Genomic DNA, 16759 nt, shown 5'->3' with positions numbered 1-16759 from the left:
AGCGACGGGCGTCGAAACCCGGTGCTCCGCAGCCGCAGCGCCTTTCGGCCTCCCCGAGGAGGAGGGCGAGCCACGATCGGGAGGGACACCGCTTCGCCGCTCCCGGTATCCTGAAGGCCCCTCCCCCACAGGAGACGCGATGCCGTCGTCCATTGAATCCCGCCATATCGAGATCCGGTTCGCCCGCCGCTGGTCGGTGGTCATGTGCGCCATGGGCGTGGTGCTGCTGATCTGCGCGGCGCTGTCGCTGCTGATGCCGTTCGTGCCGACGATGGGCCCGTTCGCCCTCGCGGGCTTGGCGTTCCTGGCGGGCGGGCTCCGTTCGCTCTGGAAACCCCGCTACCGGTACGACACCGAGACCGGCGCGCTCACGGTGTTCATGGCCGTCGGCCCCGGCACCAAGGGCATCGGCGCCGCCAAGGGCGAGCGCGTCTACTTCGACGGCAGGCGCATCATGCGCGAACTCCCGGGCGGCGGACGCCGCAAGGTCAGCACCGTCGGCGCCAACCGCGACGACCTCGCCGGCCTCATCGCGGTCCTTCCCCAGGGTTAGGCCCCAGCGGGCTGATCCAGCGCGATGTTCGCGCCGGGTCGGCCGTTCGCCAGCGCGGGTTCCTCGCCCGCCGGGGTCTCGGCGAGGTCGACGGAGTTCCACCGGGCTGAGGAAGAGCGCGGCGACGAATCCGGCCGCCGCGATGCAGGCGGAGATGAGGAAAAGGTGGCCGGTCGCGTCCCCGTAGGAGGCGCGCACGATCTCGGCGGCCGGTGCGGGCATGGCGTCCAGGTTCAGGCTGGAGCCGGTGCCGATGGGGACGGCGAATGCTTCGCCGTCCCCATCGCGGTCCGGATTTCGACCCCGGACCGGATCACATGTTTTCGGCCGTTGCGCCGCTTGCGGCCGGTCCGGTCATCGACGCCGCCGATCCGGCAGGCCTCGCTGTAGCTGTATCCCTCGCTCACGATCTGCAAGTATGCGGCCCCGCTCACGAACCAGTTTCCTCAAGAACCGCCCGGCCCTTCGGTCCGCGACCATCAGCCCTTGACGCACACGACCTGGCGCAGCCGCGCCACGATCTCCACGAGGTCCGACTGCGCGGCCATGACCTCCTCGATGTCCTTGTAGGCACCGGGGATCTCGTCCAGCACGCCCACGTCCTTGCGGCACTCCACGCCCTCGGTCTGGGCGATGAGGTCCTCAGCGGTGAAGCGCTTCTTCGCCGCGTTCCGGCTCATCTTCCGACCCGCCCCGTGCGAAGCCGACTCGTACGCCGCCCCGTTCCCGAGACCGCGCACGATGAAGCTCGAAGCGCCCATCGAGCCGGGGATGATCCCCATGTCCCCCAGGCCCGCACGGATCGCGCCCTTGCGGGTCACCAGGAGGTCCTGGCCGTCGTGCGTCTCCTCGGCGACGTAGTTGTGGTGCACCGAGATCTCCGGCTCGAATCGCGCCGTCGGGAAACGCTTCTTCAGGACCTGGCGGAAGAGCGCCATCATGACGGCCCGGTTCCGGCGCGCGTACTCCTGCGCCCAGAACAGGTCCCGCCGGTAGGCCTCCATCTGCGGCGTGTCCGCCACGAAGACAGCCAGATCCGGGTCCGGCAGGTTCCCGTTGTGCGGCAAGCCCTTCGCCTTCTCGATGTGGTGCTGCGCGAGCGCGTTGCCGACGTACCGGGAACCGGAGTGGAGCATCAGCCAGACCTGCCCGTCGTCAGCCAGGCAGACTTCGATGAAGTGATTCCCGCCGCCCAGCGTGCCGAGCTGCTTCATCGCCTTCGCCTCGGTCCGCCGCGCCACCTGCGGAGCCAGGTCGCCGAAACCGGACCAGAACTCGTGCCAGCCGTGCAGGCCCGTCCTCACATGCCCGGTGTCGACCGAGCTCTTGTGCATGGCCTGGCCGACCGGAATCGCCGCCTCGATCGCCGAGCGGAGCCGCCCGAGGTCGTCAGGCAGGTCGTCGGCGGTGAGCGAGGTCCGCTGCGCGGTCATGCCGCAGCCGATGTCGACGCCGACCGCCGCGGGCGAGACCGCACCGCGCATCGCAATGACGGAACCGACCGTGGCGCCGATGCCGTAATGCACATCGGGCATGACGGCCACACCGTGGACCCACGGGAGCTTCGCGATGTTGTAGAGCTGGCCGAGCGCCTGCGGCTCGACCGAATCGACGTCGCCCCACAGGCGGATCGGAGCCGCCTTGGACTCGAGGTCGGTAAAAGACATGGAGGGGCTCCTCTCAGAGGGACATTGTGGACAACCGGCCGAGTTGCGAGGTCAATGTTCCTATGCGCGCATATAGAAGATCAACACATTTAAAGCTTGTCTCATTGAGTTCGGTGGGCGTGGCGAGCGAGTGATGTGCATGAGCCCCGATCCGACTTCACCGTCCAAGCCGACCTCGATGACGCCGTCGCGGCGGACGGGTAACGGCCTTCCACGATTAGTCTTGAAGGACCGTTCCAGACCCCCCTGCCTGCCACCCCGTTTCGGGACATCCGATCTCACGAGACCGACCGCGAGGTACCAATGCGACCCACCGCGCACACAACGGTCCGACGTACCGACGCCGAGGCTCCGCCGCCGCCACTTCAGCAGCCCTGAGCGCGCTGCTCGCCGTATTCCTCATGGCCGTCTCAACGGCCTGCGGTTTGACGGTCGAGGACGCCGACATGGTGGGGACGTTCGAAGAAGAAGAAGAAGAAGAAGGGGACGCCACAATCGAGCTGCAATCAGACGGCACGGGCACACTGAACGGGTACTACTCGGACTACCCCGAACTGCCCGGGACCTGGGAACGGCATCTCGACAAAATCGAATTCGTCTCCGACCGGGGCCTCACGTCGATCTACATCAGCTCCGCAGGCGAACTCTGGATACCGACGAACGAGGACCAAGGCGACCGGCGCGTCTTCGGACGCATCAGCGATGAAGCGGAGGCGGCCGAATCCTCGGAGGAGCCAGGGGCGCCCTGCGCCGAGCTATCGGCGCTGCTCGACGCGGCAGCGGGGCTCCTCTCAGGCATGGAGGCCGACACCGAAAGCGGGGTCCCCGGAGAGCAGGTGCAGCTCAACGCATCCAACCTCACGCTGTCCGGGCTTCAAGTCGAGCCCCTCGTCCCCGAGGCCATCGCAGCCCATGCCCGCACACTGGCAGACGCGGGCCCGGCGATCACGGAGGCGATCGAGAACGACGGCACGCTGACCGAGATCATGGCCATCTGGATCGTTCCTGAGGTCCTAGACGCCAATGCAGCCGTGCAGGTATACCACGACGGCGAATCCGGCTGCGGGCCTTAGAACGCGTTCCACTCGGCGCTCAACGACGCGGCGACGCGGTACAGCGGTTTCGGATGCTTCCGGGCGGGCGGCTACTGGAGGGCTTCCACCAGGAGGTCGGTGAGGGCTTTCGCGTAGGCGCCGTCGGGGTCGTAGTCGGGGTCGAAGACGGTGAGGTCCATGCCGGCGCAGCGGTCGTCGGCGGCGCAGGTGGTGATGATCTGGCTCAGCTCGCCGAGCGAGATGCCGCCCGGTGCGGGGCCGTCGACGGCGGGCATCACGGAGGGGTCGAGGACGTCGGTGTCGACGTGCAGCCAGAACGTCGCCACCTCCCCTAGCGAGTCCAGCGCCCACTCCGCGGAGCGGCCGACCCCGTTGGCGCGCAAGGCGGGCACCGTGCGCATCGCGACGCCGGAGGCCTCGAGCTCGACCCGGTGCGGGTCGTCCGCGCGCAGGCCCAGCACCACGAGGTGGTCGGTGTCCACGTACGGGCGCAGGCCGCCGATGTCGGTCAGGTCGGGCTGGCCGCGCCCGGTGGCGAGGGCCAGTTCCTCGGCGGCGGCAGCGCCCACGTACTGCGAGTTCCCGGGGTGGCGGAAGTCCGAGTGCGCGTCGATGAAGACCAGGCCGCGGTCCTGGCGGTCGCGTTCGGTGCGGCGCCGGGCCGCGAGCGCGGGCCCGAGGAGGATCGAGCAGTCGCCGCCCAGGACGAGCGGGAAGCGGCGCTCCTGCCACAGCCGCTCCACCCGGTCGGCGAGGCGCCGCGTGTACTCGGCGATGGCCTTCGCCTGTCCGACGCCGTCGCCCGGACGCCACTGGGAGGCGTCGAAGCGGGGCGGGGTGAGGCAACCGGCGTCGACGGCGTTGAGGCGCGAGAGGAGCCGGTGGTCGCGCAGCGCCCCCGGGGCTTTCGCGCAGCCGGGGACGGTGCTCGGGGTGGGCGGGCGCAGCCCGAGGTTGGAGGGCGCGTCGAGGACCGCGATGCGTCTCGATCGAGTCGCTGGCAACGCTCACCTCCCACACGGCACCGGCCACGTTAGCTTGTCACAGCGGACCGCCTCGGCACCAGCGCCGAACGGCCGAACCTCCGCGCCACGGGGTGGCGCGGAGGTTCGGCTCGCCTTGCGGCGCTGGTCGATCGGTTAGAACAGGACGGCGCTGAGCTTGCGGCGGGCCTTCGCGACGGCCGGGTCGTCGACCCCGGCGACGGTGAACAGCTCGACGAGGCGCTTTCGCAGCCGCTCGCGGTCGTCGCCGAAGTTCTTGGCCACCAAGGCGATCAAGCGCTCGTAGGCGGCCTCGGCCTGCCCGGAGAGCAGCTGGAGGTCGGCGGCGGCGAGCGCCGCGTCGATGTTGTCCGGGTCGGCGTCGCTGATGGCGACGGCGTTGTCGGGCAGGGCGCCCACGCGCCGCAGCATCCGCACCTGCGCGATCCCGGCCTCGGCCTCGGCGGACGCCGGGTGGTTCTTCAGATACTTGTCGTACGCGGCCTCGGCGGCGTCCAGGTCGCCTTCGACCATGAGGTTCTCGGCGTTGGCGAGCTCGGGGTCGACCGGCTGCGGGACGTCGAGCCCGGCGGCCTGCGTGACGCGGCCGAGCCACTGGCGCAGGCCCTGCTCGGACTGCGGGCCCTGGAGCAGGTCGAGCGGGCGGCCCTGTGCGAGGGCGACGACCGCGGGCAGCGACTGCAGCTGGAGTGCGGCGGCGAGCTGCTGGTTCTGCAGCACGTCGGCCTTCGCGAGCACCCACGCGCCGCCGGCCTCGGCGGCGAGCCGCTGCAGGAGGTCGCGCATCTGGAGGCTCTCGGGCACCTGGTCGGCCCAGAAGGCGACGATGACGAGCGCGTCGAGGGAGCGCTCGAGCACCTCGCTCTGGACGGTCGCGTCGGTGACGTCGATCGCGAGGACGCCGCTGCCGGGGAGGCCGCCCTGCTGGGCCTGCGCGGCCTGCTGCTGCGCGGCGGCCGCGAGGGTGCTGAGGTCGACGCCTCCGGAGAATCGTGACGGTACCTGGTCGCTCATGGTGGTGATTCTTCCATTCTCATCGTGGCTCGGGAGCGGGGGCCGGGCCGGTGTGGGACTCGGCGCGGCGGGAATAAGCGGCGTCCGGCGGCCTCGTCGCGGCCCTTGCAGGCGAGGCGGTCGGCGCGTTCGTTGCCTGGGTCGCCCGCGTGGCCCTTGACCCAGCGCCAGTCGACGGTGTGCCGGGCGGCGGCCTCGTCGAGGCGGCGCCACAGGTCGGCGTTCTTGACCGGCTCCTTCTTGGAGTTGATCCAGCCGTTGCGCTTCCAGCCGTTCATCCAGGACGTGATGCCGTTGCGCACGTACGAGGAGTCGGTGTAGAGGACGACGTCCATGGGGCGTTTGAGGGTCTCCAGGGCCTGGATGGCGGCCATGAGCTCCATGCGGTTGTTCGTGGTGGCCTTGTCGGAGCCGTACAGCTCCTTCTCGTGCTCGCCCCACTTGTAGTACACGCCCCAGCCCCCCGGGCCGGGGTTGCCGGAGCACGCCCCGTCGGTGTAGATGACGGCGGTGTCCACGTTCGCGTCCGTTTTCGGCATGACCGCCAGCTTAGTCCGCGAGCGCGGCGACGGCCTCGATGCCCAGCAGGACGCCGATCACGAGGAACAGTCCGGAGGAGACGTACCTGACGACCTTCTCGGGGATGCGCTTGGCGATCCAGGCGCCGGCGAACACGGCGAGGAGGTCGGCGGCGAGCATCCCGGCGGTGCCGCCGATCCAGACGCCCCAAGGGTGGTAGGCGGAGCCCATGCCCATCGCGATGATCATGGTCTTGTCGCCGAACTCGGCGAGGAACATGGCGCTGACGATGGTGAGCAGTCCGGTGCGGCGCTCTTTGATGGGGCCTTCGTCCTCGTCGCCGTCGTCCTTCTCGGGTTTGAGGCCCCACAGGCCGAAGCCGACGAACATGATCGCGGCCGCGAGGCGGATCCAGTCGGTGGGGAGGAGGTTCCCGGCGGCGGCGCCGAGGCCGACGGAGAGGCCGATGAGGGCGCCGATGGCGATCACGAGGCCGAGGATGACCGTTCGCATCCGGTATTTCGTGGCGAACGTCAACGCCATGAGCTGGCTCTTGTCCCCCATCTCGCCGAGGAAGACGGCGCCGAAGGCGATGCCTGAGGCGATGAGCAGTGCGTCCATTGAGGGTGGTCCTCCCAGTGTTCACGCCGGGAGGAGGGCAGTCGCGGACCTCGACCCGGCCGTACGGCCTTGGTCGAAGGTCTCGCTCGCCCCGGGAACCGAGGCCGTGCGGCCGGGCCGCCCGGAGGAGGCCAGTATGTCGACCGCAGCGTTGGGAGCTACTCCCCTTCTGCGCTGGCAAGTCTACGCGCGGACCCGCCGCGGGGCGACGGGTCCGGGCGTGACGTGCGCCGCGATCAGACTGAGGTCGCGGCGGTCGCCTTGGCGGCGTTCGGTTCGGGCGCGCGGTCCTTGAGGAGGCGGCGGAGGGTGAGCGGCCCGGCGAACGCGGCGAAGGCGGCCAGCACGGTGGGGACGAGGAGTCCGGTCGTGACGCTGGTGGCCTCGGCGATGTAGCCGATGGCGGCCGGGCCGATGAGCAGGCCGGTGGAGCCGGACATCGAGATGAGCGCGACGTTCGAGGGTGTGCCTCCGGCTTGCCCGATGGCGCTGAACAGGACCGGGACGATGATCGCGATGCCGCTGCCGGCGAGGAGCCAACCCGCCCAGGCGAGGGGGAGGCCGCCGGAGGAGTCCGAGAGCAGGACGAGGACGTATCCGGCGGTGGCAGTGGTGCCGGCCCACAGGAGAGTGGGGCCGGGGCCGAGCTTCGCGCGGATGGGGTCGCCGAAGAGCCGGAAGACGGTCATGGCGACCGCGAAGACGGTGTAGGAGAGGGGCGCGAGGGCGTCGTCGGCGCGGAGGACGTTGGCGGCGTGGAGGTTTGCCCAGTCGATCGCACCGGATTCGATGAGGTGGCCGCCGAGGCCGAGCACGAACAGCGCGGCGAGGAGCAGCGCGCCGATGCGGCGGACGGGGGCTCCGCTGCTGCCGCCGGAGTTGTCTCGACCCGGGGGCGGCAGCAGCGGACGGGTGAAGGCGGCCATGGCGACCGCGCTGATGAGGGCGACGGCGAGGAGCACGGCCTGGCCGCCGAGGCCGATCCCGAGGGCGACGGCGGTGGCGGCGCCCGCGAGGGCGCTGCCGAGGCTCCAGAGGCCGTGGAAGGCGGAGATGATCGGGCGTCCGTAGCGCTGTTCGAGCTCGACCGAGTGGGCGTTGATGCCGACCTCGATGAAGCCGACGCCGACGCCGTAGAGCGCGGCGGAGGCGAGGAGGGCGGTGTAGTTCGGGGCGAGGGCGGGCGCGATGAGCACGAGCTGCGTGACGGGCGCCGTCCACAGCAGCAGCTTGCGGCTGGTCACGCGGTCGGCGATGCGGCCCGCGACGACCATCGAGCCGAGCCCGACGAGCTGGATGAGCAGGAGCGCGGTGCCGAGCTTCGCCTCGCCGAGGCCGAGGCGGGCGTCGATGCCGGGCAGCGAGGCGGCCCAGGCGCCCATGACGAAGCCGGAGGTGGCGAAGGCGCCGTGGAGCCCGATGCGGGCGCGGCGCAGGACGAGCGGGTCCTGGGTGTTCGTTGCGGTGGGCACAGCCGTTGGGGTCCTTACGGTCTCAGGGAAGCGAGCCCGATGCCGACCCGTCCATTTATGTTCTTGATACGAACATAACAAGGTCTCTGCGGGGCCGTCAAGGTTTATGTTCAAGCCGAACACAAAAATTTCGCCACGGCTGGCATAATCCCTGCATGCCCCAGTCGATGACCAGCGCCGACCTCCGCATCCGCAACCAGGTCCGGCTGCTGCGCGCCGTCCACGACGCCGCCGAGCCGTTCACCAGGGCCGAGGCCGCACGCCTGCTCGGCATCGGCCGCAACACCGCCGCCGCGCTCGTCGGCGAACTCGAGCAGGCCCGCCTGCTCCACGAGGTCCCGGCCGAGTCCAGCGGCCGCGGGCGGCCCACGACCCTGCTCGTCCCGCACCCCGACGGGCCCCTGGCGTTCGCGGTCGACTTCCGCGAGGACACCTGGACGCTCGCGTCCGTCGCGCTCGGCGGCGCGATCACCGAACTCGAGTCGGGCGAGCACGACCGCACCCCCGCGGTCTTCACCCAGATCCGCGCCGCCGTCGCGCGCCACGAGACCCCGCGGCTGGCGATGCTCGGCTTCGCCACCTCCGGCCCGATCCGCGACGGCCACCGCCTCCACATCTCGCACCTCGGCTGGGACGAAGTGGAACTCGACTCGGTCCTCGGCGAGGGCTGGCCGCCCACGGTGATCGACAACGACGCCCGCCTCGCCGGCCTCGCCGAATCCCGCCGCGGCGCCCTGCGCGGCAAGGGCACCGCCATGCACTTCCACATCGACTTCGACATCGGCGGCACCCTGCTCCTCGCAGGCGACGCCCAGCGCGGCGGCCACAACATCGCGGGCGAGTTCGGGCACATGCCCCTCACCGGTTCCACTCTGGAATGCATGTGCGGCGTGCGCGGCTGCTGGAGCCTCGACGTCGGCGCCAACGCCCTCGTGCGCCGCTTCGGAAAGCAGCCCGGCTACGGCACGGGACGCGAACTGGCCCGAGAGATCCTGCACCGCGCCGAGAACGGCGACCGCGAGGCAATGGAGGCCTTGGACGCCAACGCGGCGTCGCTCGGCAAGGGCCTCGGGGCGCTCGCGAACGCCCTCGACCCGGAGGCCATCAGCCTCTCAGGACTCGGCATCGACCTGATCCGGTTGCGGCGCAACCTGATCGAGGAACGCTGCCTCGAGAACCTGATGGCCTTCCGAAGGGACGAGCCGCCGCAGATCGTGCCCGGCACGGTCGGTGCGGCAGGTCCGCTGACCGGAGCCGCCGAGATCGCCTGGGACGCGATCCTCGCCCCTGCCGGGCTCAAGGAGCGCCTGCAGGGGCGAGGATCGCAGCCGCCGGGGAGACCGTAAGGCAGGCCCCCCGGGGCACCACTAGCGCCGGAGGGTCACGTGCCCAGCCGGTCGGCGAGCTGGGCGAGATACAGCGACGAGGGATCGAGGCCGGGCTTGTTGGTGCCTTCGACGTAGCCGAGCTGGTGGGTGGTGTACCAGTTGTCCTTGGAGACGGCGCCGGTCGTGCCGATGGCGAAGTTCTGCGAGGTCGGCGGGCGCTGCACGCACAGCCGCTTGCCGTTGTCGACGGTGCAGTTCCAGGCCACGCTGTTCACCGAGGACCAGCCGTGGCCGGAACCGAGGTCGCCGCGGTTGTGCAGCGACAGCACCCAGGCCTTGTCGCTCTGGCTCTTCAGCTCCTTGATGTTGTCGTACAGCAGCCCCTGGCTCCAGCGGTGGTGGCCGCCGGATTCGGAGTAGCCGTACTCGTTGTAGCCGTCCAGCCAGACATTGCCCGAACAGGTGCTCGTGCCCGTCGCGATGAACGCGTGCCTGGCGTGGGTGGCCCAGAGGCCGCGGAACAGCACCTGCTGCGCCTGGGCGCCGGCGCTGAAGTTGTACCGGCGCCCGCCCTCGATCCGCGAACGCGGGTGGCTGGCCCGGACGTCCTGGACGGTGACCCTGGTGCTCCGCTGCACCGAGACCCCGGAGACGGAGAAGTGCAGCAGGGTCGCGTCGCGCACGAACGCGTCCTCGGCGCGCGTGACGACGATGCAGTTCGCGGGGTGGTCCTCGTCCTGCTCCGCCGGGTACCCCATGTCGATGCGCAGGTTCTCGACCCCGACGTTGGTCACCAGTTTGGCGCGATCCCATTTGTACACGTAGGACTGCGAGTACGACCGCTTCAGCGCGTTGAACACCGGGGCGCAGATGACGATGTCGTTGCCGTGGATCTCCTTGATGAACCGGTTGTAGACGATGGGCAGCGAGTCGACGGCCCACGGGGCGACGTCCTTGACGCCGCCGCCGTTGATCGCGTTGATCCAGGCCTGCGTGCACGGGTGGGTGATGATGATGTTGTCGCCGACCTTCAGATTGGCCGTCGACGCGAGCGTGAGGCGGCGCGAACCGGCCTCGACGAGGCTGGAGGTGACATCGGTCTTGGTGCCGGCCACCTGCGAGTCCCAACTGCCGGACGTGCCGCCGACCTGGAGGACGGTGGTGACGTCGGCGCCGCCGGTACCGGTGATGACCGTGTTGGACGCGGTGTCCGCGCCCTTGCCGGAGCCGCGCAGCACCACGCCCGTCTGGTTCATCCTGACGGTGCCGGCGACGTTGTAGTGGCCGGGCTTCAGCAGCAGCGCACCGCGGAATCCGTTGGACCCCTTGGGCATCGTGCTGACCTCGTCGAGGGCCTGCTGGATATGGGCGGTGTTGTCGCCGCTGACCGGCGAGATCGTCTTGACCACCGGGACGTCCGGGATCGCGGCCTCGCCGTTGCGGTAGCCGGCCCAGCTGAAGTCGGCGATCTTCTTGCCCTCGGCATCGGCGGCGTAGACCAGCCGACCGTCCGAACCGGGGTAGACGAGCTTGGAGTGCCAGGCGGCGGCCGTTCCGGCCTCCTCGGCCAACGCGGTCACGGTGGCCGTGGCGGCGACGCCCAGGGCGGCAGCGCCCACTCCGATCTTGAACACGCCTCGACGCGACAGCGATCTGGTCATGGTGATGTTGAGCCCTTCTCATAGCAGACAGAGAGGACCATACTTCGCCGGTTCCACTCGCGATCCCCGGTGGACGGACCGCACCGCCGTGAGATCGCCGCCGCCGCAAGGAGTTCGGGTCGGGAGCAGCGAATCGGGCGGGAGGGCCGAAGCCCTCCCGCCCGATACGTCTTGCGGCGCTTGCTAGATGCCGCCCTCGAGGTGGTGGTAGACCTGGTTCCAGCGGAGTTCCTGCTTGAACTCGCGGGCGTTGGTGCCTTCGCCGATCACGACCAGCTCGATGCCGGAGATCTCGGCGAAGTCCTCCAGGACCTCGCGGCCGTACGCCTGTGTGAACGAGGTGTGGTGCGGCCCGCCCGCGGTCAGCCAGGACTCGGCGGAGGTCTGGAGATCCGGCAGCGGCTCCCAGACGGCCCGCGCCACCGGCAGGTTCGGCAGGTCCTCGTCCGGCTCGACGGTGTTCACCTCGTTGGCCACCAAACGGAGCCGAGTGCCGAGGTCCATCATGCCCACGCAGATCGCCGGGCCGGGAGGGGCGGTGAAGACCAGGCGCACCGGGTCCTCCTTGCCGCCGATGCCGAGCGGGTGGATCTCCGCCTTCGGCCGCTCGGACGCGATCGTCGGGCACACCTCGAGCATGTGCGCGCCGAGGATCTGCGGGGACTCCGCGCCCAGGTTGTAGGTGTAGTCCTCCATGAAGGACGTGCCGCCCTCGAGACCCGTGGCCATGACCTTCATGAGGCGCACCAGGATCGCGGTCTTCCAGTCGCCCTCGCCGCCGAAGCCGTAGCCGTCGGCCATGAGGCGCTGCACCGCGATGCCCGGGAGCTGCTTGAGCGCGCCCAGGTCCTCGAACGTGTCGGTGAACGCCTTCGCGCCGTGCTCTTCCAGGACCGAGCGCAGCGCCAGCTCGATGCGGGCCGCGTCGCGCAGCGACTCGTGGCGCTCGCCGCCCACGCGCAGCTCCGGCACCACGTCGTAGTCGGCTTCGTAGACCTTCACGAGGTCGTCGACGGTCTTGTCCTCGATGGTCGCGACCCGCTCGACGAGCTCGTTCACGCCGTAGGTGTTCACCTCGACGCCGAGGCGGATCTGCGCCTCGGTCTTGTCGCCCTCGGTCACGCCGACGTACCGCATGTTGTCGCCGAAGCGGATCAGCTTGAGGTTCTGGGCCTCGTTCCAACCCAGCGCGGCACGCGCCCAGTTGCCCACCCGCTCCTGGACCTGCTCGTCGGCCCAGTGGCCCACGACGGTCTTGCGGCGGTGGCGCATGCGGGTGAGCATGTACCCGAACTCGCGGTCGCCGTGGGCGGCCTGGTTCAGGTTCATGAAGTCCATGTCGATGTCGGCCCACGGCAGGTCGCGGTTGTGCTGCGTGTGCAGGTGCAGCAGCGGCTTCTGGAGCACGCCGAGACCGGAGATCCACATCTTCGAGGGCGAGAACGTGTGCATCCAGGCGATCACGCCGATGCACGAGTCCGAGGCATTGGCCTCCAGCAGCACCTTCCGGATCTCGTCCGGGGTGGTCAGGACCGGCTTGGCGACGACCTTGACCGGGATCGCGGCGGCGCCGTCGAGCCCGGCGACGATGTCAGCCGAGTTCTGGGCGACCTGCTCGATGGCCTCGGGCCCGTACAGGTGCTGGCTGCCCGTGACGAACCACAGTTCTTTTGCGGGCACAGTCTTGGTTTCCATTGGTGTTACTGCTCCTTGGGGGACGGCTGCTGGCCGTAGACGTTCTGGTAGCGGTCGTAGAGCTTGTCGATGTCCGCCTGGGGGATCGGGACCGGCTCGCCGAGCTGGCGCGAGATGTGGACGGTGCGCGCCACGTCCTCGGCCATGACGGCGGCCTTCACGGCGGCCTTGGGGTCCTTGCCGATCGTGAACACGCCGTGGTTCTGCATGATGACCGCCGGGGAGCGGTGGCCCTGCAGGGTCTCCACGATGCCCTTGCCGATGGCGTCGGAGCCGATGCGCGCGAACGGGCCGAGCGGGATCTCCCCGCCGAACTCGTCGGCCATCGCCGTGATCACGCACGGGATCGGCTCGGCGCGCGCGGCCCACGCGGTCGCGTACGGGCTGTGCGTGTGGACGACGCCGCCGACCTCGGGCATCCGCTGGTAGACCACGTTGTGGCTCTCCGCGTCCGAGGAGGGCGCGAGCTCGCCGTCGAGGATCTTGCCCTCGAGGTCGGTCACGACCATCAGCTCGGGCTTGAGGTCGTCGTAGGACACGCCGCTCGGCTTGATGACGATGAGGTCGGTGCCCGGGACGCGGCCCGAGACGTTCCCGCTGGTCCAGGTCACCAGGCCCCAGCGCAGGAGCTCGGCGTGCAGGTTGCACACCTTGACCTTCATCTCCTCGACGGCGGCAGTGGTCTTGAAGCTCATTTGGTTGCCTCCGTGGCGATCTTGTGCAGCGTGTGCAGTGCGCGCGAGCCGCCGCGGCCGAAGTGGTCGTGCAGCTCCTCGTAGACGGCGTACAGCTCGTCGTAGGCGTCGGCGCGGGCCTGGTCGGGGACGTAGGCGTTGCGCTCGACCTTGCCCATGGCCTCCGAGGCGGCGTAGATGTCCGGGTAGGCGCCCGCCGCGACGGCGGCGTGGATCGCCGAGCCCAGGGCCGGGCCCTGCTGGGAGGTGAGGACCGTGATCGGCATGCGCAGCACGTCCGAGTAGGTCTGCATGAGCCACTTGTTCTTCAGCAGGCCGCCCGCAGCGACGAACTCCTCGATCGGGACGCCCGCCTTGACGAGGGTCTCGACGATCATGCGGGTGCCGAACGCGGTGGCCTCCACCAGCGCCCGGTAGATGTCCTCGGGCTTGGACTGCAGGCCCAGGCCGAGGATGACGCCGTGCAGGTCGTGGTCGACCAGGACGGAGCGGTTGCCCGAGTGCCAGTCGAGCGCGACGAGGCCGTGCTGGCCGACCGCCTGCTGCTCGGCGAGCTCGGTCAGGTACTGGTGGATCGAGATGCCGCGCTTGTCGGCCTCGGCGGTGTACTCGCCGGGGACGCCGTTCTTGGTGAACCACGCGAAGATGTCGCCCACGCCGGACTGCCCGGCCTCGTAGCCCCACAGGCCCTTGGTGATGCCGTCGCGGACGACGCCGCACATGCCCGGTGCCTCGGTCAGGTTCTCGCCGTTGACGACGTGGCAGGTGCTGGTGCCCATGATGGCGACCATCTGGCCGGGGCCGACGGCCTTCGCGGAGGCGGCGGTGACGTGCGCGTCGACGTTCCCGGCGGCGATCACGGTGCCGGCGTTCAGGCCGGTCCACTCGGCGGCCTGCGCGGTGAGCTCGCCGGCCTTGTCGCCGAGCGGCAGGAGCGGGTGCTCCATCTTGGCGTTGAAGTCGGCGAAGTCGGGGTTCAGCGCGGCCAGGTACTCGCGGGAGGGGCGCTCGCCGTCCTGCACGATGCCCTTGTAGCCGGCGGTGCAGGAGTTGCGGGTCTCCTCGCCGCACAGCTGCCACACGATCCAGTCGGCGGCTTCGATCCAGCGCTCGGCGCGGTCGTAGACCTCGCGGTCCTCCTCGAGGAGCTGGAGGCCCTTGGCGTAGGCCCACTCCGAGGAGATCTTGCCGCCGTAGCGCGGCAGCCAGGACTCGCCGCGTTCGGCGGCGACGGCGTTGATCCGGTCGGCCTGGCCCTGCGCGGCGTGGTGCTTCCAGAGCTTGGGCCACGCGTGCGGGCGGTCCTTGAGGTCGTCCAGCTCGCACAGCGGGGTGCCGTCGGCGGTGGTCGGGAGGATGGTGCACGCGGTGAAGTCCGTGGCGATGCCGACGACCTGGTCGGGGCTCACGCCGGCGGCGGCCATCGCGGCGGGAACGGCGTTGCGGAGCACGTCGACCCAGTCCTTGGGCGACTGGAGCGCCCAGCTGCGGCCGAGGCGGACGCCGGAGCCCGGGAGGGCCTCCTCGATCGCGCCGTGCTCGTAGACGTGCTCGGCACTGGCCAGCTCGCGGCCATCGGCGACCGACGCGACGACGACCCGGCCTGACAGGGTGCCGAAGTCGATCCCGATAGCAACGGCATCGTTGTCGCTGCCTGACATTGCGCCTCCTTTGGGGTGCTCGTTTTCGACGCGTTCGTCGAGGTCCTCAAGTAAAAAAGTGATCGCTCACATGCTGCTGTTCCACCGCGTGAAGGCGGCGTACGCACGGAGCTGGATCCCCAACAACCTAACGCATTCACACGTTCGGTACCAGCAGTGGTCCGACCAACGGGAGGCCGAACCGGAAATACCGGATCGATTCCGACGCGCCCCGACCGGAACCGGCACCCCGAGTGTGACGGAAGCAACTCGACGAGCGGCGAGCAGCGGGTCGGCGTGCGCCCGCGAGCGGTCCTAGCCGTGGCTGAGCCCGCCGCGGCTGCCGGCGTCCACGAGCGGCCGCAGGTCCGGCGGCAGCGACTCGCGGACATGGTCCATGATGCCTCCGGTCGTCCCCTCGCCGAGCAGCTCGAAGACCGCGCGGGCGTGGAAGACCGCCTCGGGCTCCTTGATGTGCTCGCGTTCGGCGACGCGGTGGGCGAACTCGTCGAAGCCGAAATGCTCGCCGGTGCCGTGGCCGTCCGGCGCCGCGTACCGGTGGAGGTGCTCGCCGATCTCCGGCGGCAGCTGCGAAGCGAGCTTGCGCGCGAGCGGGTCGGTGATGCGCTCGCCGAGCGTCTCCAGCGTGGCCCGCGCGGCGCGCTCGGCCTCGCCGCGGCTCGACAGGTGTGCCCGGGCCTGGAGCTGTCCGATGAACTGGTCGTGATGCATGGCTGCCTCCCTGGGTGCCCGCGGCGGGTACCCGGTGCGGGCCGCGGTTACACGCAGTGACGGGCGGGGTATCCGGCCCGCGCACACGGCCGAACCGCGGCCGGGCGAGTGGAAGGGGCTACCGATGGGCAAGCCGGCACAGCAGCAGGAGCCTCCGGGGCTGACCGAGGAGATGACCCCGAGACCCGAGGACTCCATGGAGGGCTACGAGGGCCGCGGGCTCCTCAAGGACCGCCGGGCGCTCGTCACCGGCGGCGACTCCGGGATCGGCCGGGCCGTCGCGGTCGCCTTCGCGAAGGAGGGCGCCGACGTCGCCGTCGCCTATCTGGAGGAGCACGAGGACGCCGAGCGCACCGCGGAGCTGGTCGAGGCCGAGCACCGCCAGTGCGCGCTGCTTCCGGGCGACCTCGCGGACCGGGACCACTGCCGCGAGGTGGTCGAGCAGACCGTCAAGGCGCTCGGCGGCCTCGATCTGCTGGTCAACAACATCGCGACGCAGACGCCGGTGGAGCGGCCGGAGGACATCAGCGACGAGCAGTGGGAGCACACGTTCAACGTCAACATGCACAGCTTCCACCGCGTGACCAGGGCGGCGCTGGCGCACATGGGCGAGGGCGACGCGATCGTCAACTGCGCCTCGGTGAACGGGCTGCGGGGGCACAAGACCCTCATCGACTACTCGGCGACGAAGGGCGCGATCATCGCCTGGACCTATTCGATGGCGCAGGCGCTCGCGCCGCGCGGCATCCGCGTCAACTGCGTCGCACCGGGTCCGGTGTGGACGCCGCTGATCCCTTCGACACTGCCGGAGGACCATGTGGAGGGCTTCGGCGAGCGGGTGCCGCTGGGACGCCCGGCCGAGCCGGACGAGCTCGCGCCCTCGTTCGTGTTCCTGGCCTCGAACCGGATGTCGTCGTTCATCACGGGCGAGGTGATCTCGGTCCTCGGCGGGGAGACGGTCCCGGGCTGATCGGGTGGAAACCCGAGTGCTTCCTGCGCGAACGCGCGGTGCACCGGCGACCTAGCGAGGCGGAGCGGCGGGCCCTGGCCCGCCGCGGCGGGGGGGGGGGCGGGGGGCCCCGGGGGGGGGGGGCGGGGGGGGG

14 protein-coding genes and 1 pseudogene are annotated in these 16759 nt (G+C 70.2%); 4 read left to right on the top strand and 11 right to left on the bottom strand.

Annotation, left to right across the window (positions count from 1 at the left end):
* Window positions 1–139 precede the first annotated feature (139 nt).
* Entirely contained in the window at window positions 140–553 is a 414-nt protein-coding gene (locus O1R50_RS00765) for a hypothetical protein (protein ID WP_270107912.1), read from the top strand.
* A 479-nt stretch (window positions 554–1032) separates the two neighbouring features.
* Here O1R50_RS00765 and O1R50_RS00760 read toward each other — a convergent pair whose 3' ends face one another.
* The gene (locus O1R50_RS00760; RefSeq protein WP_270107911.1) at window positions 1033–2220 is read right to left on the bottom strand and encodes an RtcB family protein; all 1188 of its coding nucleotides are present in this window, start codon (window positions 2218–2220) and stop codon (window positions 1033–1035) included.
* A 401-nt stretch (window positions 2221–2621) separates the two neighbouring features.
* On the opposite strand from O1R50_RS00760, the gene O1R50_RS00755 reads away from it, so the two are divergent.
* Window positions 2622–3293 carry a hypothetical protein gene (locus tag O1R50_RS00755; protein WP_270107910.1) on the top strand — a complete coding sequence of 224 codons (672 nt, stop codon included), beginning with the start codon at window positions 2622–2624 and terminating at the stop codon, window positions 3291–3293.
* A 71-nt stretch (window positions 3294–3364) separates the two neighbouring features.
* Here O1R50_RS00755 and O1R50_RS00750 read toward each other — a convergent pair whose 3' ends face one another.
* The 5 genes and pseudogenes from O1R50_RS00750 to O1R50_RS00730 form a co-directional block, all read right to left on the bottom strand.
* Complete coding sequence (locus tag O1R50_RS00750) at window positions 3365–4279, bottom strand: arginase family protein (protein WP_270107909.1); 915 nt, start codon at window positions 4277–4279, stop codon at window positions 3365–3367.
* Window positions 4280–4414: 135 nt separating this feature from the next.
* The gene (locus tag O1R50_RS00745) at window positions 4415–5293 is read right to left on the bottom strand and encodes a co-chaperone YbbN (protein ID WP_270107908.1); all 879 of its coding nucleotides are present in this window, start codon (window positions 5291–5293) and stop codon (window positions 4415–4417) included.
* A gap of 83 nt (window positions 5294–5376) precedes the next feature.
* Window positions 5377–5832 (bottom strand): annotated as a pseudogene (rnhA, locus tag O1R50_RS00740) (ribonuclease HI); the annotation flags it as partial.
* A 10-nt stretch (window positions 5833–5842) separates the two neighbouring features.
* Window positions 5843–6433 carry a TMEM165/GDT1 family protein gene (locus O1R50_RS00735; protein WP_270107906.1) on the bottom strand — a complete coding sequence of 197 codons (591 nt, stop codon included), beginning with the start codon at window positions 6431–6433 and terminating at the stop codon, window positions 5843–5845.
* Between the two features lie 236 nt (window positions 6434–6669).
* On the bottom strand, window positions 6670–7905 hold the full coding sequence (locus tag O1R50_RS00730) for an MFS transporter (RefSeq protein WP_270107905.1): 1236 nt from the start codon (window positions 7903–7905) through the stop codon (window positions 6670–6672).
* A gap of 155 nt (window positions 7906–8060) precedes the next feature.
* On the opposite strand from O1R50_RS00730, the gene O1R50_RS00725 reads away from it, so the two are divergent.
* Window positions 8061–9251, top strand: coding sequence for an ROK family transcriptional regulator (locus O1R50_RS00725; RefSeq protein WP_270107904.1), 1191 nt, complete (start codon window positions 8061–8063; stop codon window positions 9249–9251).
* A 35-nt stretch (window positions 9252–9286) separates the two neighbouring features.
* Here the strand turns inward: O1R50_RS00725 and O1R50_RS00720 are convergent, their stop codons facing one another.
* The 5 genes from O1R50_RS00720 to O1R50_RS00700 form a co-directional block, all read right to left on the bottom strand.
* Window positions 9287–10867, bottom strand: a complete 1581-nt coding sequence (locus tag O1R50_RS00720) for a hypothetical protein (RefSeq protein WP_270107903.1) — start codon at window positions 10865–10867, stop codon at window positions 9287–9289.
* A gap of 210 nt (window positions 10868–11077) precedes the next feature.
* Entirely contained in the window at window positions 11078–12589 is a 1512-nt protein-coding gene (araA, locus tag O1R50_RS00715) for an L-arabinose isomerase (RefSeq protein ID WP_270107902.1), read from the bottom strand.
* A gap of 5 nt (window positions 12590–12594) precedes the next feature.
* Entirely contained in the window at window positions 12595–13284 is a 690-nt protein-coding gene (locus O1R50_RS00710; RefSeq protein ID WP_270107901.1) for an L-ribulose-5-phosphate 4-epimerase, read from the bottom strand.
* Window positions 13281–14945, bottom strand: a complete 1665-nt coding sequence (gene araB, locus O1R50_RS00705) for a ribulokinase (protein WP_270107900.1) — start codon at window positions 14943–14945, stop codon at window positions 13281–13283. Before araB ends, O1R50_RS00710 begins: the two co-directional genes overlap by 4 nt.
* A 294-nt stretch (window positions 14946–15239) precedes the next feature.
* A complete protein-coding gene (locus tag O1R50_RS00700; RefSeq protein WP_270107899.1) occupies window positions 15240–15656 on the bottom strand; it encodes a DUF2267 domain-containing protein in 417 nt (138 codons plus the stop codon).
* A 124-nt stretch (window positions 15657–15780) separates the two neighbouring features.
* Here O1R50_RS00700 and O1R50_RS00695 point away from each other — a divergent pair, with 124 nt between their 5' ends.
* Window positions 15781–16626, top strand: a complete 846-nt coding sequence (locus O1R50_RS00695; RefSeq protein WP_270107898.1) for an SDR family oxidoreductase — start codon at window positions 15781–15783, stop codon at window positions 16624–16626.
* Window positions 16627–16759 lie beyond the last annotated feature (133 nt).

It is taken from the genome of Glycomyces luteolus (assembly GCF_027622875.1).
GTDB classification, from domain to species: domain Bacteria; phylum Actinomycetota; class Actinomycetes; order Mycobacteriales; family Micromonosporaceae; genus Glycomyces; species Glycomyces luteolus.
The sequence above is the reverse complement of the archived record's forward strand: the minus strand, read 5'-3'. Positions and strand labels throughout refer to the sequence as shown.

Bases quoted from the DNA above. Each gene is read 5' to 3' on its own strand.
- araB (WP_270107900.1), bottom strand. From the start codon at position 14,945: ATGTCAGGCAGCGACAACGATGCCGTTGCTATCGGGATCGACTTCGGC.
- O1R50_RS00700 (WP_270107899.1), bottom strand. From the start codon at position 15,656: ATGCATCACGACCAGTTCATCGGACAGCTCCAGGCCCGGGCACACCTG.
- araA (WP_270107902.1), bottom strand. From the start codon at position 12,589: ATGGAAACCAAGACTGTGCCCGCAAAAGAACTGTGGTTCGTCACGGGC.
- O1R50_RS00755 (WP_270107910.1), top strand. From the start codon at position 2,622: ATGGCCGTCTCAACGGCCTGCGGTTTGACGGTCGAGGACGCCGACATG.
- O1R50_RS00760 (WP_270107911.1), bottom strand. From the start codon at position 2,220: ATGTCTTTTACCGACCTCGAGTCCAAGGCGGCTCCGATCCGCCTGTGG.
- O1R50_RS00725 (WP_270107904.1), top strand. From the start codon at position 8,061: ATGCCCCAGTCGATGACCAGCGCCGACCTCCGCATCCGCAACCAGGTC.
- O1R50_RS00765 (WP_270107912.1), top strand. From the start codon at position 140: ATGCCGTCGTCCATTGAATCCCGCCATATCGAGATCCGGTTCGCCCGC.
- O1R50_RS00735 (WP_270107906.1), bottom strand. From the start codon at position 6,433: ATGGACGCACTGCTCATCGCCTCAGGCATCGCCTTCGGCGCCGTCTTC.
- O1R50_RS00710 (WP_270107901.1), bottom strand. From the start codon at position 13,284: ATGAGCTTCAAGACCACTGCCGCCGTCGAGGAGATGAAGGTCAAGGTG.
- O1R50_RS00695 (WP_270107898.1), top strand. From the start codon at position 15,781: ATGGGCAAGCCGGCACAGCAGCAGGAGCCTCCGGGGCTGACCGAGGAG.
- O1R50_RS00745 (WP_270107908.1), bottom strand. From the start codon at position 5,293: ATGAGCGACCAGGTACCGTCACGATTCTCCGGAGGCGTCGACCTCAGC.